Origin of the sequence: Bartonella silvatica (assembly GCF_040545155.1) — a bacterium.
GTDB classification, from domain to species: Bacteria; Pseudomonadota; Alphaproteobacteria; order Rhizobiales; family Rhizobiaceae; genus Bartonella; species Bartonella silvatica.
Genome location: NZ_JBEPLI010000008.1, coordinates 1 through 17,146, shown reverse-complemented (window position 1 = coordinate 17,146; position 17,146 = coordinate 1). Strand labels below are relative to the sequence as shown.

Annotated in this window: 15 protein-coding genes and 2 pseudogenes; 5 read left to right on the top strand and 12 right to left on the bottom strand. The window is 40.8% G+C overall.

Annotated elements, in window-relative coordinates:
- Positions 1-193 precede the first annotated feature (193 nt).
- From ABID23_RS04480 to ABID23_RS04470, 3 genes and pseudogenes are all read left to right on the top strand, one after another.
- On the top strand, positions 194-1,003 hold the full coding sequence (locus ABID23_RS04480; protein WP_354189750.1) for a VIT1/CCC1 transporter family protein: 810 nt from the start codon (positions 194-196) through the stop codon (positions 1,001-1,003).
- A 243-nt stretch (positions 1,004-1,246) separates the two neighbouring features.
- Positions 1,247-1,786, top strand: a complete 540-nt coding sequence (gene dut / locus ABID23_RS04475) for a dUTP diphosphatase (RefSeq protein WP_354189748.1) — start codon at positions 1,247-1,249, stop codon at positions 1,784-1,786.
- 85 nt (positions 1,787-1,871) lie between these two features.
- Positions 1,872-2,143, top strand: a pseudogene (locus tag ABID23_RS04470) (dCTP deaminase/dUTPase family protein); the annotation flags it as partial.
- 67 nt (positions 2,144-2,210) lie between these two features.
- Here ABID23_RS04470 and ABID23_RS08165 read toward each other — a convergent pair.
- The 7 genes from ABID23_RS08165 to ABID23_RS04440 form a co-directional block, all read right to left on the bottom strand.
- A complete protein-coding gene (locus tag ABID23_RS08165; RefSeq protein WP_435521249.1) occupies positions 2,211-2,459 on the bottom strand; it encodes a hypothetical protein in 249 nt (82 codons plus the stop codon).
- Entirely contained in the window at positions 2,456-2,632 is a 177-nt protein-coding gene (locus ABID23_RS08160; protein WP_435521248.1) for a hypothetical protein, read from the bottom strand. Before ABID23_RS08160 ends, ABID23_RS08165 begins: the two co-directional genes overlap by 4 nt.
- A gap of 608 nt (positions 2,633-3,240) precedes the next feature.
- Positions 3,241-3,825 carry a biopolymer transporter ExbD gene (locus ABID23_RS04460; RefSeq protein ID WP_354189746.1) on the bottom strand — a complete coding sequence of 195 codons (585 nt, stop codon included), beginning with the start codon at positions 3,823-3,825 and terminating at the stop codon, positions 3,241-3,243.
- Positions 3,822-4,688, bottom strand: a complete 867-nt coding sequence (locus ABID23_RS04455) for a MotA/TolQ/ExbB proton channel family protein (protein WP_354189744.1) — start codon at positions 4,686-4,688, stop codon at positions 3,822-3,824. Before ABID23_RS04455 ends, ABID23_RS04460 begins: the two co-directional genes overlap by 4 nt.
- A gap of 521 nt (positions 4,689-5,209) precedes the next feature.
- Positions 5,210-5,383 (bottom strand): hypothetical protein, encoded by a 174-nt coding sequence (locus tag ABID23_RS04450; RefSeq protein ID WP_354189742.1) that lies wholly within the window; start codon positions 5,381-5,383, stop codon positions 5,210-5,212.
- A gap of 308 nt (positions 5,384-5,691) precedes the next feature.
- The gene (locus ABID23_RS04445; protein ID WP_354189741.1) at positions 5,692-5,814 is read right to left on the bottom strand and encodes a hypothetical protein; all 123 of its coding nucleotides are present in this window, start codon (positions 5,812-5,814) and stop codon (positions 5,692-5,694) included.
- 589 nt (positions 5,815-6,403) lie between these two features.
- On the bottom strand, positions 6,404-6,883 hold the full coding sequence (locus ABID23_RS04440; protein WP_354189740.1) for a short-chain dehydrogenase: 480 nt from the start codon (positions 6,881-6,883) through the stop codon (positions 6,404-6,406).
- 808 nt (positions 6,884-7,691) lie between these two features.
- Between ABID23_RS04440 and ABID23_RS04435 the strand changes: the two genes are divergently transcribed.
- Positions 7,692-8,018 (top strand): ElaB/YgaM/YqjD family protein, encoded by a 327-nt coding sequence (locus ABID23_RS04435; RefSeq protein WP_354189738.1) that lies wholly within the window; start codon positions 7,692-7,694, stop codon positions 8,016-8,018.
- Between the two features lie 3 nt (positions 8,019-8,021).
- Positions 8,022-8,465 carry a phage holin family protein gene (locus ABID23_RS04430; protein WP_354189736.1) on the top strand — a complete coding sequence of 148 codons (444 nt, stop codon included), beginning with the start codon at positions 8,022-8,024 and terminating at the stop codon, positions 8,463-8,465.
- 586 nt (positions 8,466-9,051) lie between these two features.
- Here the strand turns inward: ABID23_RS04430 and glmM (ABID23_RS04425) are convergent.
- From glmM (ABID23_RS04425) to ABID23_RS04405, 5 genes and pseudogenes are all read right to left on the bottom strand, one after another.
- A pseudogene (glmM, locus tag ABID23_RS04425) lies at positions 9,052-9,367 on the bottom strand (phosphoglucosamine mutase); the annotation flags it as partial.
- A 311-nt stretch (positions 9,368-9,678) separates the two neighbouring features.
- On the bottom strand, positions 9,679-11,037 hold the full coding sequence (gene glmM / locus ABID23_RS04420; protein WP_354189734.1) for a phosphoglucosamine mutase: 1,359 nt from the start codon (positions 11,035-11,037) through the stop codon (positions 9,679-9,681).
- 953 nt (positions 11,038-11,990) lie between these two features.
- Entirely contained in the window at positions 11,991-14,174 is a 2,184-nt protein-coding gene (gene ftsH / locus ABID23_RS04415; RefSeq protein WP_354189732.1) for an ATP-dependent zinc metalloprotease FtsH, read from the bottom strand.
- A gap of 114 nt (positions 14,175-14,288) precedes the next feature.
- The gene (gene tilS / locus ABID23_RS04410) at positions 14,289-15,860 is read right to left on the bottom strand and encodes a tRNA lysidine(34) synthetase TilS (protein ID WP_354189730.1); all 1,572 of its coding nucleotides are present in this window, start codon (positions 15,858-15,860) and stop codon (positions 14,289-14,291) included.
- A partial coding sequence (locus ABID23_RS04405) for a tol-pal system YbgF family protein (protein WP_354189728.1) occupies positions 15,850-17,146 on the bottom strand: 1,297 nt, incomplete at its 5' end. The genes ABID23_RS04405 and tilS, both read right to left, overlap by 11 nt.

The window sequence follows — 17,146 nt, the reverse complement described above, 5'->3', positions numbered from 1 at the left end:
GCATTTTTCCTTTATTTTCTTATACAGTTTTTCTCGCCACACCTACTCTTTTGATTTTCAATTATTTTTTTACACTCTTGATACGCCAACATTCTTTTCACCACAGTCTTTTGCCATTCTGAAGTTTTAGATTGACTTTCATTTTTTTTATCCTATATCTTTAGAACTATTCTAAAGTACAAAGGAACAGAAAATGTTGAGGTCGTTTTTTTCATTTGTACAACGTAAAGCTCTGTTTTTTCGTTCAACACAAAAGAGAATGATTCAAGCACTCAGGTTAAAGGGACAGCATGCCGCTCTTTATTTAAAATATGCCAAAGCTTTAAGGCACTCTTCTCCTCAGCAAGCAGCTATTTTTGCAGCCATGAGCATCCAAGAACTTGAAAGTTATAAACAGCTTCTTTGCCTTTCTTGTAGCGCTCGCACCAGAACTATGGATTTATTCTGTGAGAATCCTTCCGTTGTAACGCGCAAGCCTCACAATCTAAACTCCCGAAAAAAAATGACACATCCAACCACAAAGAAGCCGACAAAAACACAAAAACAAATACTTTTGACATGGATTCAACCTGGGCTTGCCGGTTTAATGGATGGGTCTGTTTCCACCCTTGCGCCCATATTTGCAGCAGCTTTTGCCACAGGTGATACACATCAAACTTTTTTGATCGGGCTTTCCTCTTCCATTGGTGCGGGTCTTTCAATGGGGTTCACAGAAGCCGCCCATGATGATGGTAAATTATCGGGTCGTGGTTCTCCACTGAAAAGAGGTCTTTCCAGCGGAATTATGACAGCACTGGGCGGATTAGGTCACACGCTTCCTTATTTAATCCACTCTTTTTACATCGCCACGGTCACTGCATTTATTATTGTTTTTTTCGAGCTTTTAGCAATTGTTTGGATTCAACATAAATTCATGTCGACTCCCTTTTGGCGCGCATCTTTACAGGTTATCATTGGCGGTGCTCTTGTTTTTGCCACCGGTATTTTAATTGGCAGTATCTAACAACACCAAAAACAATCTGTGTCTGCAAATATTCCAAAATAAGGCTAGCAGATTTATGCTCCTTTCCTGCCCATATCTTGACAGAGATCATGGCGGGAAAGGGCATCAATATTAAACATATTTGCCCCCCAATAAGAACTGGGAAAACCCATATTATCAATTTTTATTGTCTTGTTTTATGCGCGACGTTTGCTAAAGTGTTCTTTTTCTATTTTAGATCTACACTTTGGAAATAGCTTGATTATGCCTCACAATCAAACCAACGCGCAAAACACCCAAGAGACTCCTTCTTCCTCTCCACGTTCTTCTCAACAGGTGACTTTATCGATTCAACGCCTTGCCCATGCAGAGGGTTTAGAGCTACCTCACTATGCCACAGCGGGTTCCGCTGGTCTTGATCTGCGCGCCGCCCTTGGTGAAGAAGAAACTCTAACCCTTGCGCCTGGAGAGCGTGCACTGATCCCAACGGGGCTCGTTTTTCACTTGTCCCCTGGATTTGAAGCACAAATACGTCCCCGTTCAGGTCTGGCCTTAAAACACGGTATTACATGCTTAAACACCCCCGGAACCATTGATAGTGATTATCGCGGTGAAGTAAAAGTTCTTCTGATCAATTGTGGAGAAGAGAGCTTTTCCATTCAACGTGGCATGCGCATTGCACAAACGGTCATTGCCCCTGTTATTCAAGTTCATGTTTGCGCCATTGAACCCGATCAAAACGAAATCCAAAACCATGCAGGAGATCGAGGAACAAGGGGATTTGGCTCAACGGGGCACAATTAAACGGTACGTAGTAAAGAATCATCCCTCTCCACGTTCTTCTCAACAAGTAACTTTATCGCCCCAACACTTCGACCATGCAAATTAGCTTGCCCATGCAGAGAGCTTAGAGCTTCCTCACTATGCCACAGCGGGTTCCGCTGGTCTTGATCTGCGCGCCGCCCTTGGTGAAGAAGAAAACCTTGGCTCTTGGGGCGCGTGCACTGATCCCAACGGGGCTCGTTTTTCATCTATGCCCTGGATTTGAAGCACAAATACGCCCCCTGTTCAAGTCTCGCCTTAAAACACACCCATTACATGCTTAAACACCCCACAATCACTGAGTGTAATGATCGCAGTGAAGTAAAAGTTGTTCTCATAAAAGGCAAGACTATCTGCCCAATTCATTGCTGGGAAATATTACTGGTAATTTTTGTTTTTTATGACGTTATTTATCCAATACATCCCGTGCCTTTGCTGTTGCTTGTAAATTCACATCCAAACCGCATACAGCCGTATGTTTGAGACAAAAATTAAGACGCATCAATACTGTCCAAACAGTCTCAGCTTTTGTATACCAAATAAGAGCAAGAGTGTGTATCGTTTGGGCAATCTCTGAAATGAGAAACAACCTCATTGGAGAGAATACGCAGGCGTAATGTAAAAACCAATTACAAACCTCACCATCATTTTTCATTCAGCTTTACGACTTTCAAAAACATCGAGAGCAATATCTTTTAAATAATGGCAATTGCGCATTGCCTCACGTTTTTGTTTTTCATGTTTTTTAATAGGGTCACACCCCTCACATAAAACAGCACACCACTCAGTTGCACATTCGCGGACTTGTTTTAAAGACACATCTCGCAACGTTCCCAAATCCTTTCATGGCGCCAACCGTAAATGGTATAATGGTCAATCCACCTAGAATCTCCATATTTACACTTATCGAGAAGCAAGCCGGCACCATATTTTCAGATGTTGCGACAGCCTTTGCTAAAATAAGTTTGAGACGTTTTTAGCCCTTTCTTATACAAATTTGATTCACACACTCATCTCACGTGTGATGTGCAAATGAGTGGTTTTGATTGATTCAACATAAATAGCTTTGAAATGAGAGAATCTTACGATATTCAAGGGGCCCACACAATATGAATAACGATAAATGATCATTATAAATCAACATGTTATACAGTCCATATAGGCAATCATATTTCTTTGTGTCTTCACCCTGACGCCACACCCTCTACCTTCTTTGCTTGTGTCTCCCCCCACCGAACATATGATTCTCTACAGCACCGGCAGCACCTAAGACTCCACTACTGATGACTCCTTTTGCAAACAACATGGGAAGATTTTGACCACCACACCGACTTTTCTATAACCAGCTCTCTAACCGGCAGTCTTTATTTGATTGAAGCCAACCCACCAACGCCCCATCATCAATTTCACTATTGGCTGTAATTAAAATTTTCATCTCAGTGAGCGGGAGACACTGTGTCCATCACAGAACTGTTGACACTGTTGACCATCGCTGCACCCTCTGCTTCCTTACGCATGACCGCCCCTACATCACCCGCTATATGCCCAGCATCGTTAGAGCCTGCTTCTCTGCCCCCTTTTTTGTAGGCAACATGGGCAGATTTTGACAACCCCATAAGACCGACCTTTCGATAACCGGCAGTCTTTATTTGATTCAGCAAATCCACCACCGCTCCATAATCGATTTCACTATCGGCTTTGATCAAAATTTTTGTCTCAAGATTTCGATTGGTTTCTCTAAACAAAACATCCTTAAACTCTGTTGGAGTGATAAGATGATTGCCAATATAAAGAGAATGATCTTTTTGTAAGGTGATATACAAAGGTTCATCCGGTTGAACCACTGAGGGCGCTTGGGTTATAGAAGGAAGTTGCACAGGAATAACAGATGTTGCCAACGGTGCCGCCACCATAAAAACAATGAGTAACACCAAAACGACATCAATAAAAGGAGTCACATTAATTTCGTTGTGCACCCCACAGCCATCAGAATCCCAATCATCATTAAAATTTGCTTTCATTTTTTATGACTTCTCTGCTGTCTCTGCTTATCGAGTTCACGGCTTAAAAGCCTTTCAATAGCAGCAGCGATATCACCCAAATCATTCCGATAACGACTCAAAGCACGCATTAAGATATTATACATAACAACAGCAGGAATAGCGACAAAAAGACCAATCGCCGTTGCGAGCAACGCCTCGGCAATTCCAGGCGCCACCACATCAAGCCGCGTTGTTTGTGATTGGGCAATGCCGATAAAAGAGTTCATAATCCCCCAAACGGTCGCAAACAACCCCACAAAAGGAGCAATAGCCCCAATGGTCGCAAGAACAGTGCTCCCGCATGCAGCACGCCGTGCAGCCGCCAGTAAACAACGTGACAAAAGCGAATGAACTCTTTCTTTGACGCCTTCATTCATATCACGTGCGATCTCTTCATTGCGGTTTATTTCATCAGAGAAAAAGATATCTTCGAACGGCACCCCCTGCGACTCTTGCCTTGCACTGGCTTTTTCATCAACAGCCCCACCACTTCCTTCAGCACTGCTTAGATTCACCCGTTGTGTAGAAAGATAGACTTCTCTGAGCACTTCTTTGAGAAAAAATACACCCACTCCTTTACTCTCTTTCAAGCCAGCAGCCAAACGTACAAGGGTCTGCGCATTCAGAGCCAATTGCAACTCTCGACGCGCTCTTCGTTTTGCTACACTCATCTCAACAATTTTGACAAAAGCAATCGTCCAAGACGCAAGAGAAGCCAGCAATAAAAGAACAATAACGGCTTTCACAACAAAATCAGCCGCCATAAACATAGAAAAAGGCGAAAGATTATGCATTGCAAATACGGGAGACGCGCTTTCTAGGGGGAGTGTCTCAGCTTCCATTTTATCTCACACCTTTGTGCTTTCTTTTTTATTCTATGACATTTCCTCCCCGACAGCATTACGTCTCCATAACACCATCCCTTTTTAACATCACTGTGTATTCAATCTAAGAAATAAAACATGACAAATCAAGTATAGTTTTATTTCAAGAAAGGTATCTTTCAAGGGGGAGGCAAAAATATCTTTCATAAACCTTTCATAAAATGAGAAGAGCGTTCTTTACAAAAAGAACGACTGCACAAAATGACTGATCTAGTCTAGAATGCATAACATAAAAGAGTTGGCTGTCTAATGATAATCGATTCAATATCATCTTGATAAGAGAACTGAAAGAAGAATATTTTTGATCTCTTCTTTCACAGCATCAAAACCACTTTATGAGTAATCACAAACAACGCCGGCATGAAAATACAGCTGTAAAAGATAACATACGCGACCACTCTGATACGAGATAAAAACCAATTCGAGACCTAGAAAATATCATGATGATGCTCTTTTACAAGCTCTGAATAATCATCAGGTTATATTTCATGCGTGCGAGATAAAGCAACAGCAAGAGCATCCATTCTACTTTGTAAGATCGATTTAAATATCGTCTTCATAACAAACGCGCATACACTTGCTTTCTTTTGCGTATCAGAAAAACAGGCGTTTAAAGCAAGCACACCAACAGCAATTACTTTTCCAGTACCCATTATATTTTCCCAATACCCATGACATTTTCAATGTATCAGCCACTTTTCTCTCTTTAATCACAGCTTATTGCATCCGCCTTCTATCATCACTTTATGAAAGCGCGTTCTCTGCCTCCTATATGCTTTTAGGTTTTACGCGCTGCTTATATCAATCATAAACTTTGCACCATTTTATTACCTTTGAATTCAGCGTTATGGCTTTCAAAAACATCCAAAGCAATAGCTCTTAAATAAAAGCAATGTCTTTCAATAATAGAGATATTGCTTCACATGTTTGTTTATTGCGTTCGTGAATAAAATCATACCCCTCACACAACAACAAAACGCCATTGCGTTACATATTCACGTGTTTTACCAAAACATCTCTTAAAGCACGCCCCCTCTTTCGCGCCAGCCCCCATCAATGGTGTAAAGACAAAGCCATTGAGCACCGGCCATCTTTACACTTATGAAGGAGCAGACCGTTTCTTCTTCACCAAAGGTGGTTTACAGATCAAGACCAGCAAAACTCGTTATGGCACTCATGCGGGAACTTTCTTGCGTAGATGTTTATATGGACAAGCCAGCACCATCATTTTATTTTCCAGCCCCCAGATGTTGCGATAGCCCTTGCATTGAGATGATTCATCAGAAGTTTTTGGACTCCTTTGCCTCCTCATTTTGATTCACAGGCACATCCTATTTATGACACACAACCCCGCTTATAACGTGCAAACGCGTCGTTAATGGATTCAAAGCAGATTGCAAATGAGAGAACCCCACACTTTTCAGCGTTATTATTCAATATCCATCAAGGCAGATTATCATTATAAATCAAATTGTTGTACCATTTTCATAAGAATGGGCATACAAACTTTGATTGCCTCGAATGATTTGAGCAAAATTTGTACACCTCCAGCAAGAGCATAGACAAGAGCATAGAAAGGTCTTTATCGATTGTGATATGGTCTTTTTCACCACAAAGAGTGACATCTTTAAAGAAGATACAAAATCTTCACCCCCATTCACCGTCTCAAACAATCATAATTTCAGTCTATTTTCATGACCCTTTATGGCATACAAGACCTGTTGGCTTATCCCCTGATGCGTCAGCCAGCACCAACCCCAGCACCCATCATTGTCCCAGCACCCATCATTGTCCCAGCACCCATCATTGTCATTGTGCGTTCTTTTTCGTCCCAATTTCACGGCTATGAAATCCACCTTATTTTTACGGGCAGACTCAACAATCATTTTGTCGTCAAAGTTAGAACCAAAACCATGAACAACACAGGGTGTTTTCTCCCAAAGAGCCAACCGCTCAATCAAGCTGCAAGAAAATGTATGAGCGGGCGAATGACCCCACAATATGCAATATTTGAGCCCATACCACTGCATCATAGCTTCTAAAAATTGCGCCCGCAAAGCTGCACAATAATAATCCAACGGTACACAAAGATCATTTTTTTGCAAGACCTCAAGCTGATCCCGATGAGAAAGAAAGCGCACTGCAATCATCACTTCTTGCAGCTTAAATGATCAACACAAAGGAGCAAGCATCCCTGTGCTCCCTGCAACTCAATAACGAGAATGCTCATTATTTTTGATCATCATCCCACCTTTTTTACAGTTGCATATTTCATACGCGAACCGCTACATCCCCCTATTCATAATATCTCATTACTTATAAGGTTCTATGACACCCTCCTTTTTTAATCAAGAAAAAGCTATAAAAACAAAGTGTTGCATATTTTTATAAAATATGGACTGATAAAAAATTTATCATTTTTTATAGGAATGATAACCTTGAAGAGCTTAGGACTTTCTCATTTCCAACCTGTTTTATGTTGCATAAATCACAGCCATTCACCAGCCTTATAAACAAGATGCACCTGTGAAACACAATGAGGACACAAAGGCGTACAAAGCTCTCTCATGAACCGTCCAAGCGCAGTTACAACACCCACAAATTGGCACATAGAATGATCGTTCCAACTTGTAACAAAGATAATGGATAATTATCACACATTGTGATTCATGGATTGTCACTTTTCTTTGAAAAAGAAAAATAAGGAACATTGAAAACATGAAGATAACAATATATTATGAGTTTTTTCTATCACATTCACGAATAAAACCGATCTTATCGCCTAACAAAATCCCCAACGGAATGTCCTGTATAAAAAATATCTTTTTATTGAAAAAAGAAAGGGAACTTAAAAAAACATTTAACGTTACCCAAGCAGTCAATTTTTTACTCTAAAGTAAATAATCATTTGAACACACAGAGTCCTGAGAAAGGATAAGTCAAAGAGAGGGAAAGACGAGCATGACAAAGAATAAAACAACACAGAACAATAACACAGCAGCAGAAAAAGATCTCCAAAAACAGTTTGATAAGCTAAGTAATGAAATTTCAGGAATAACCTCAACCCTAACAGATCTTGGTGCCACTAAATTGAATACCGCTAAAAACAAAGCCGAAAGACTCTACCAGTCTGCAAAGGAAGGCAGCGAAGATATAATGTCACAAGCAAAAGACAAAATGGGCGAATTTGAACAAACGATGAATCAATGCATTCGTAAAAATCCTGGCAAAAGCGTTCTATTTGCAACGGGTGTTGGTTTTATTCTTGCTCAATTATTGCGTCGTTAAACAATGCATAAGTTTATTGCTCCTATTTTAAACCATATTTTTGGTGGAGGGCTTAAAAGCACTGTCAAGAAAGTACGCCTGCAAGCATTTTGCTACAGTATTACTGGCATTGCATTGTTTATGGCGTTGCTTTTTTTATGCATAATCGGTTTTCTTGCCTTATGTTTGGTTATGAAGCCTCTTGCAGCGGCAAGCACATTGTTTGTCATTTGGCTTTTTCTTGCGGGATTGGGTGTTTTTATTGGTCGCATTGTTAAAACTTATCAACGCTACGAACAACAAAAGAAATCAGAAGAACAACGCCACCAGCTCATGGCAGAAGCAACACTTTCTAGCATTGCGCTGCTTGGCAGATATCTCCCTTTTGGAAAACTCAGCGTTCCGATCCTTGGACTTATGACTTATTTCCTGTGGAAAAAGGATAAAAAAGACCACTTTTCAGATTAAAATATGCAATCTTATAATCTTACCCCCCCTACGGTGTTTTCTCTAAAGAGAAGACACCGTTTTTTTAAACAAGGCATGACAAAATTAACCTCAAATATGAGCCTTTTGAATTTCAATGCTGAATAACATCCCTCTATCATTTTTTATTCCAGCGAAAGGTTTTATCACTATACACATCCTAAAATCACCATGAAAATATTCACGCCAATAAAATTACCATATTTGAAAAAAGGATATATTTTCAAAGAGATATGCCACGAATATGCAAAGCCAAACGGCTTGGGAACAACAGCAAATACATCAATGAATAGATCATTGCATAGCTAGTGCATCATGATGTGTGATCACCTCCATCATCTCTGTCACCAAACTGTCCAAAACATTCCGCTCATCACGCTTAAGCCATAAGGCAATAACAGGCTGAAAGCACACATCATCATATTTCCCTATGATAGTTCCACGGACAAACAGATAACCATTTTTTCCAAAAGATCATTGAACAGACTGGCTCCTTGAAACAGATCTTAGCGTGAAGTTCGTCATGTTTTCTCAAAAAAAGCTGAAAATGCTAATGGCAATAAATACATCAATAGAGAGACCATTGCACAGCCGGTGCATCATGATGCGTGATTACCTCCATCATCTCCGCCACCACACAGTATCCAAAACATCACGCTCATCACGCTTGAGCCATAAGGTGAATAACAGGCTTAAATACCAGAAGCACGAATGACCAATCGTGCCTCGTTTCCCAAACGCTTTGTTGTTTGATCTATCGCGGTTTTGACCGGATTCTTTTTCAATATATTTTTATTTTTAATTTTTACATTTTTCAAAATCTGTGGCACAAGTTCAAATCGCTTACACAATTGACTCATCGGAATTTGGCTTTCCTGCATACAAACTCATCACACACAACCATGAAATGGATAACAAAAAAGCCACATCATTATGTTTCCACCGCCAAACAGATAATCAACTTTTACCTAAAAAATCATATCGAAGACCTTTTCATCATAAGAACAGATCTTATGTCCATCATAATCTTTAAAAGAAAAGAGCTTTGATCACTGTACAGACCACAACATTAAACCAATGAAAGGATCACATGTTGAAAATATCTAACGATTCCTAAACGACTAAGACATACGACAATAATATATAAATCAAAACATTTCAGAAACAACAGCAAATGCGTGTGATAAAGGATGTATTATAGAGCAGCTGGTGCATCATGATGCGTGATCACCTCCATCATCTCCGCCACCACAGTATCCAAAACATCGCGTTCATCACCTTCAGCCATAAGGCGAATAACCGGCTCAGTACCAGAAGCACGAATGACCAATCGTGCCTCGTTTCCCAAACGCTTCGTTGCTTGATCTATCGCGGTTTTGACCGGATCCTTTTTCAATATATTTTTATTTTTAATTTTTACATTTTTCAAAATCTGTGGCACCGGTTCAAATCGCTTACACAATTGACTCATCGGAATTTGGCTTTCTTGCATACAGGCTAAAATTTGCAAAGCCGCCACCAATCCATCACCCGTTGTACCAAAATCACTCAAGACGATATGCCCCGAAGCTTCACCACCAACATTATATCCTTTTTTACGCATAGCATCGACAACATAGCGGTCTCCCACATTTGTCCGAATAAGCTCCAAGCCTTTGCTATTTAAGAAGCGCTCAAGCCCAAGGTTTGACATAATGGTCGTCACAACACCATTACGCTGCAAGCGTTCCATTTTATGCCAGCTTTCAGCAATCACAGCAATCAACTGATCACCATCAATGATCTGCGCCTTTTCATCAACAAGCAGCACACGGTCCCCATCCCCATCGAGAGCAATCCCCACATCAGCACGGACTTCATGAACTTTTTGTTTTAAAGACGTTAAATCGGTTGATCCACATTTTTGATTAATATTGGTTCCATTGGGCGTATCATGAATAGCAATAACTTCGGCGCCCAATTCCCACAAAGCACGTGGCGCCGCTTTATAAGCCGCCCCATTAGCGCAATCCACAACAATCCGTAAACCCTCCAAACGAACATCACGTGGCAAAGTTCTTTTAGCATATTCGATATAACGATAAATATCGCCCTCAACCCGTTTTGCATAACCAATTTCAGCACAACTGGCTAAATGTTTTGAAAGGTCAGTATCAATCATTTGTTCAATTTTGGCTTCAACATCATCTGAAAGTTTAAAACCATCAGGACCAAAAAGCTTAATGCCATTATCATAGAAGGGATTATGGGAAGCAGAAATCATCACCCCCAAATCAGCACGCAATGAACGGCAAAGCATAGCAACAGCAGGCGTTGGAACAGGACCTAACAAGAAAGCTTCCACACCAGCCGCTGTAAATCCTGAAACCAAAGCATTTTCCAACATATAACCAGATAATCTAGTATCCTTACCAATTACCACACGGCACGGCTGATGTTTTGACCGAAATAAAATTCCGACCGCCATTCCCACCTTCATGGCAAAATCTGGCGTCATAGGAAAAGAATTAGCTTTTCCCCTAATTCCATCTGTACCAAAATATTTTTGTGCCATATTTATTTCCTTTATACAGAATTCTTCTTTTACAGTCTGATCAAATGAACCCCTCTGACACAGTGCTCCTCTTCATAATTTGAGACCATTTTCCCCTCTATTTTTTCAGACTTTTATATAATCAAGACTTACACCATATCCGCTGCTGAAAACAAATCTCTTATTTCCATAACAATTAGCCCTGCTTCACCAAATTATGCTTTCACGCCCCATCTATCAAATAACATTATATTTGCATATCTTTTATGCATATGATCACTTTAAACAAAGTTAAAGAATAACCGCTCTATCAAAAAACAATCTGTCTCCCCCCCGCACACAGCAAGCATACAGCCATTACCACCCCCCCTTGCACATATGCAAACCAACAGTTTCTATACCCTAAGAAACGCCCTATATTGCTATAATAGATTGATTCACAGATCGTTCATCATTGTATATATTGAATGAAAGATCTACGTCTTCCAAGATCCTCTCATTTCAAATCTCTATATGTCACATCAAACAAAGCCATATCCTTACACACCATAAACAAAGCGCGCACGGAGGTAAAACAGGAGTGGGAAAGACCAAAAAGGCTTTTTATAAATCATTGCAATGCAAAAACAGTAAAACCCCTCATACACTGGTCAATAAAATAATGGTACCAGCTTTCACCTTCATAAGCATAAAAACAGTGGTACGCAATGGGGTTACACTACCACTTACAAACATCTTCATAAACTAAGATTGGAAGCACAATGAAGTGTTTCTTTAAAAAACCGTGAATAGAACAATCCTCTTATAAACAATGATCAAATAAATCATGCATAAAGCGAGGATTTTCTATAAAAAAGTGCCAACCAATAATCATTTTATTTTTATATGTAAAAGCTCTCCATATGATATAAAAGGCGCAAGCAAAGCACGCGCCTTTTTCAAAACTTTAAATCTCGTTCCCAAAACATCATAACTTAAGCGTCATGAGAAGGCTTCTTTTTGTCTTTATCATGTTCCACATGATCAGACTCTTTTTCAGCACTGGCTTTACTTTCAGAATGCTTTACCGTTTTTTTGGTGCTTTTTGTACTCCGTGTTTTTTTCTCAGTGCCACGAGATTGCATTCCCTTAAGCTCGGCATCATCGAATTGAGCATCGCTGGATTTTATTGTTTCTTTTCCAGTTTTTGCCTCTATCTTTCCTGTTTGAGCAGAATCGGTTTTATCTCCCTCTTCACTCTTTATCTCAACGAGATCTTTTGCCATTTTTGCATGAGACTCACTCTTTTCACCCCCCGTTTTAGGAACAGAGGAAGCGCGTGGAGCAACAGTGTCATCTTTTTGTGTCCTTGAAGGAGGCTTCCCTGCAATGACTTCATTAATTTCAGCCCCCGTAAGCGTTTCATACTCCAACAACCCCTGAGCAAGAGCAAACCATTCTTTTTTCTTTGTTTTCAGAATCTTGGTCGCGCTCGTATAGGCATCATCAATAAGCTTACGCACTTCCATATCGATCATACGCGCTGTTTCCTCAGAGATATTTTGTGTCCGCGCAACAGAATGCCCTAAAAAGACTTCATCCTGATTATCGCCATAAGCCACATTTCCAAGGAGATCAGAAAACCCCCATCGTGTAATCATCGCACGTGCGAGTTTTGTTGCTTGTTCAATATCAGAAGCCGCACCAGATGTGATATTTTCTTTTCCAAATTTCAACTCTTCTGCCACACGTCCTCCCATCATAATGGCAAGCCGAGAAATCATCCAGCGATAACTCATGGAATACCGATCACCTTCGGGCAATTGCATAACCATTCCTAAAGCTCTCCCCCTTGGCACGATTGTTGCTTTATGGACAGGGTCAGCAACAGGCACATTAAGAGCAACAATAGCATGCCCTGCTTCGTGATAAGCCGTGAGTTCTTTTTCTTCTTGTGTCATGGCGGTCGAACGGCGCTCAGCCCCCATCATCACTTTATCTTTTGCATCTTCAAACTCTTGCATTGTCACAATTCTCTTATTACGGCTTGCAGCCATAAGAGCAGCTTCATTCACAAGATTCATCAAATCAGCCCCAGAAAACCCTGGCGTTCCTCTTGCCAAAACCTTCAAATCAACATTAGGCGCTAAAGGCACATTTCGCACATGCACTTTCAAGATCTGTTCACGCCCAGAGACATCAGGATTTGGCACCACAACTTGCCGATCAAATCGCCCTGGTCTTAATAACGCAGGATCAAGCACATCAGGACGGTTTGTTGCAGCAATAAGGATGATGCTTTCATTGGGTTCAAACCCATCCATTTCTACGAGAAGCTGGTTTAAGGTCTGCTCACGTTCATCATTTCCACCTCCCAGACCTGCACCACGATGACGCCCAACAGCATCAATTTCATCGATAAAGATAATACAAGGAGCATTTTTTTTAGCCTGCTCAAACATATCACGCACACGGCTAGCACCAACACCGACAAACATTTCAACAAAATCAGACCCAGAAATGGTAAAGAATGGCACATTGGCTTCACCTGCGACAGAACGCGCAAGCAAAGTTTTACCGGTTCCTGGCGGACCAACAAGCAAAACACCCCGTGGGATACGCCCACCTAAACGTTGAAATTTTTGTGGCTCCCGTAAGAATTCAACGATTTCTTGTAAATCTTGCTTTGCTTCTTCAACACCAGCCACATCTTTAAAGGTCACACGCCCCTGCGCTTCATTAAGCAGTTTTGCCTTTGATTTACCAAACCCCATTGCCCCCCGAGATCCATTTTGCATTTGCCGCATAAAGAAGATCCACGCCCCCACAATAATAATAACAGGAAGCAAAGAAAAGAGGAGATTAAGGAAGATATTATTGCCAGAGCTTTCAGGAATTGCTTTAACATTAACATTTCTGTTTTCTAACTTTTGAATTAACCCTGGATCTCTTGGCGCATAGGTTGAAATAACTCTGCGCTCAACGGTTTGTCCTGTTAACTTTTGACCTTGAATGGTGACAGATTTCAGCTCATTATTTTCAACTTTTTGCAAAAATTCAGAATAGGAGACCTCTCCTCCTCCAGAACGTTGACTATCTCCACTAAAGAGAGAAAATGACACAATCAGAATTAGAGCAATAACCCCCCAAATAAGGAGAGAGCGGTAATTAGAATTCATATTCAGCCCACTTAATCAAATACAGATTTTAAATAATTTCTTTTAACATATAACCTTGTCTGCCCCTTGCCAAGGTATGAGAAGATGTTTATTGTCTTTTAAAGTGATTTTTCTTTATCTTTTCACCTCAATATTAAAAAAAGGTTCCACAACATTCACAAAAGCGACATCTTCATAAGACAAAAGCCAATTGAAAGGGGCCATAACGCGATTTATAACGATATTTTTGTGAAAAACAACGTGATGAGTCAACTCTGGAATATCATAGTCTTTGTTGTTTGAAATCATCAACAATGACTGCAGAGAGGGGAAATGCACTTTTTTAAGATCAACGCAGCTGTTTTTCAATAAGGATTTTAGCTGTTTTAAATGCGCTGCTCCAACCTTTATGGTATCGTTTCCATGGTTGCGAATCTGGTAGCGCCCATCCCATAAAAGAGTTTTTCCTGGTTCAACGATCGCTTCTTTCATGTTGCGAGATTCGCGCCAAAAGGCAATTCCCCTTTTATCATATTCAATAACAGATCCAGCATAAGTAAAGCGTTGCTTTTTTGATATGCCAAAACAAAGCCTTTGGGCAAGAGTGATCAATTTTGAAACAGGAAGCAAATAATACCCCCCTCCCATCAACACAGCAAAAAGCCCGACAACAAAGGGAAAAGCAGGATGCTGCTGTAAAAAAGGTGCAGGTTTTGCAATAAAACCACGTCCATATTCAACAGTGATATCCAGTGCCAAAATCAAATCAGCAATCATTTGTGCCTGTTGACGACGTTTTAGCGTGGCTTCATGAATTCTTTGAGCAATAACAGTTAACTTTTGGGGAGGAAGAGCTTGACGCACACGCACACGTTCAAAATGACGATCTTCATTTGTTGGATCATCAATCCATGTTTTTTTCTTTAAGCGCAAATAAGCCCGTAATATTTCACGCCGAACACCAAGGAGTGGACGAATCAAGCGTATTTTTTGACACAATAACGCCTCACGCGGGATACAAGATAACCCCCGTGCATCCATAAAACGTGCCTCCATAAAAAAAGAATTTTTCTGCGCAATATCGTCCTTATCTCCAGTAAGGCATATTCTATCCGGCATGCCGCCAAAAGCCTCACCTGCCAAAACACCTGCAGGATTGCACGCATCCTCTCCAGTGCGCGGACTGCCAAAAGCTTCGCTTGGAAAAACATCCGCAGAGTTTTTCACCCACCTCACATCGTGTTCAGAGCGAAAGACTGCTTTTTCCCTCTTTCCGACCCCTTTTTGAAAACGCTGGTATCGCATCTGATAAGTTTCAACTTGATCATTGAGCGTATGCCCCGTCATAATAAGCGTTGCACCTTGTTTTTGTGCTTCTTGAAACAAAAGGTTATAGCGGGCAATACGGGCGCTTGATGCGATATGCGATCTTGGTTTTTTGCCTTCCCACCGCACAATGACGTGTTTAATATGGTGAGCACGACAAATTTCTGCAACACTTTCTGCTTCACGTGCGGATTCTGTGCGCAATTGATGATCAATGGTCACAGCAATCATTTCTGGAGGAGCGGAGAGTGTCTCTAAATAATCTTTAAGCAAAAAGAGTAAAGCAAGAGAATCACCTCCTCCTGAAACAGCAAGAATCAACCTCTGACATTGGACAAAATCCGATGCTTTAAAGAGATTTCCTGCTAGTCTAATGCGCACCGTGAGCAGCCTCACCCCTTTTTAGAGATTGACAAAAGATAGATTGCAAAGTTTGCTGTTTTTTTAAATTTTTTGCAACAGGCGCACAAGCTTGTTTATTTTGCTCAAGAGCAACCATGCTTCCTGCTAACTTTAATAAAATCTCAGAAGTATAGAGCTTTTTGGTATCTTTATACCACGCAGTTAAATACACCTGTGCCGCTTCATGATAGCGTTTTTGCCCCAACAAAGCTTCTGCCAACCAAAACAAAGCATCATCACTCAAAGGATCTTTTTTATAACGCTGTTGAAAAGCACAAAAAGCTTTTTCCGCTTCTACATAGTGAGCAGAACGAATAAAGTTATATCCTTCCTTATATAAAGCTTTGGAAGAGAGAAGAGAATCATCTTCATCCTGTTGCGATACCAGATGATCACTTTCCTCCGGCGTTTTTTGGCTATGATCGTTCTGCATATCGGCAACATTCTCAAGAGCACAAGAATAAACGACAGAATCTTTCTTATCAAACAGCTGATGGAATTGCTTTTGTACCTTTTCCAGAGTGTTATGTTCAAGCACCGCCCGTATATTGAGCAAAAGTTTATCCAAATCATAATCTTTAAACAGAACTTTCTGATTTTCTAAAGGAAATTCTTGACTTTGCACGTCCCCCTGAGAAGAAAATTCTTTATTCACTGCACCTGCAGTCTCATCGACCATACCTATAGTCGCTTTATTGATTGCATCCACAGCCTCATTCACAACAACAGAAGCTTTATTGATTGCATCGGTCGCCTTACCCATAGCATCAAAAGCAGCTTTATTGGCAACATCAGGCGCTTGATTCACTCCACCACCAACAACATTCACAGCGCGAACAGCCTCATTCACTGCATCAGAAGCTTTATTCACTGCCTCCACAGCCATACCCGTTACACTGGAATCTTTAACCACCATACCTGCAGCAACTTTATTGAGTGCCTCCACAGCCTTATCTGCCGCATTCACAGCCTCGTTCATGGCGTCAGTCGCAACCTTATCTGCTCCACCGGAATCTTTAACAACGATACCTGCAGCTGCTTTATTCAATGCCTCCACAGCCTTATCTGCCGCATCCACAGCCTCATTCATAGCATCTGTTGCCATTTCATTCACCGCATCTGTAGCCTTATCTGCAGCATCAGAAGCTTTATCCGCAGCATCTGTTGCCATTTCATTCACAGCATCCGTAGCCTTATCTGCAACATCAGAAGCTTTATCCATTGCATCTGTTGCCGTTTCATTCACAGCATCCGTAGCCTTATCT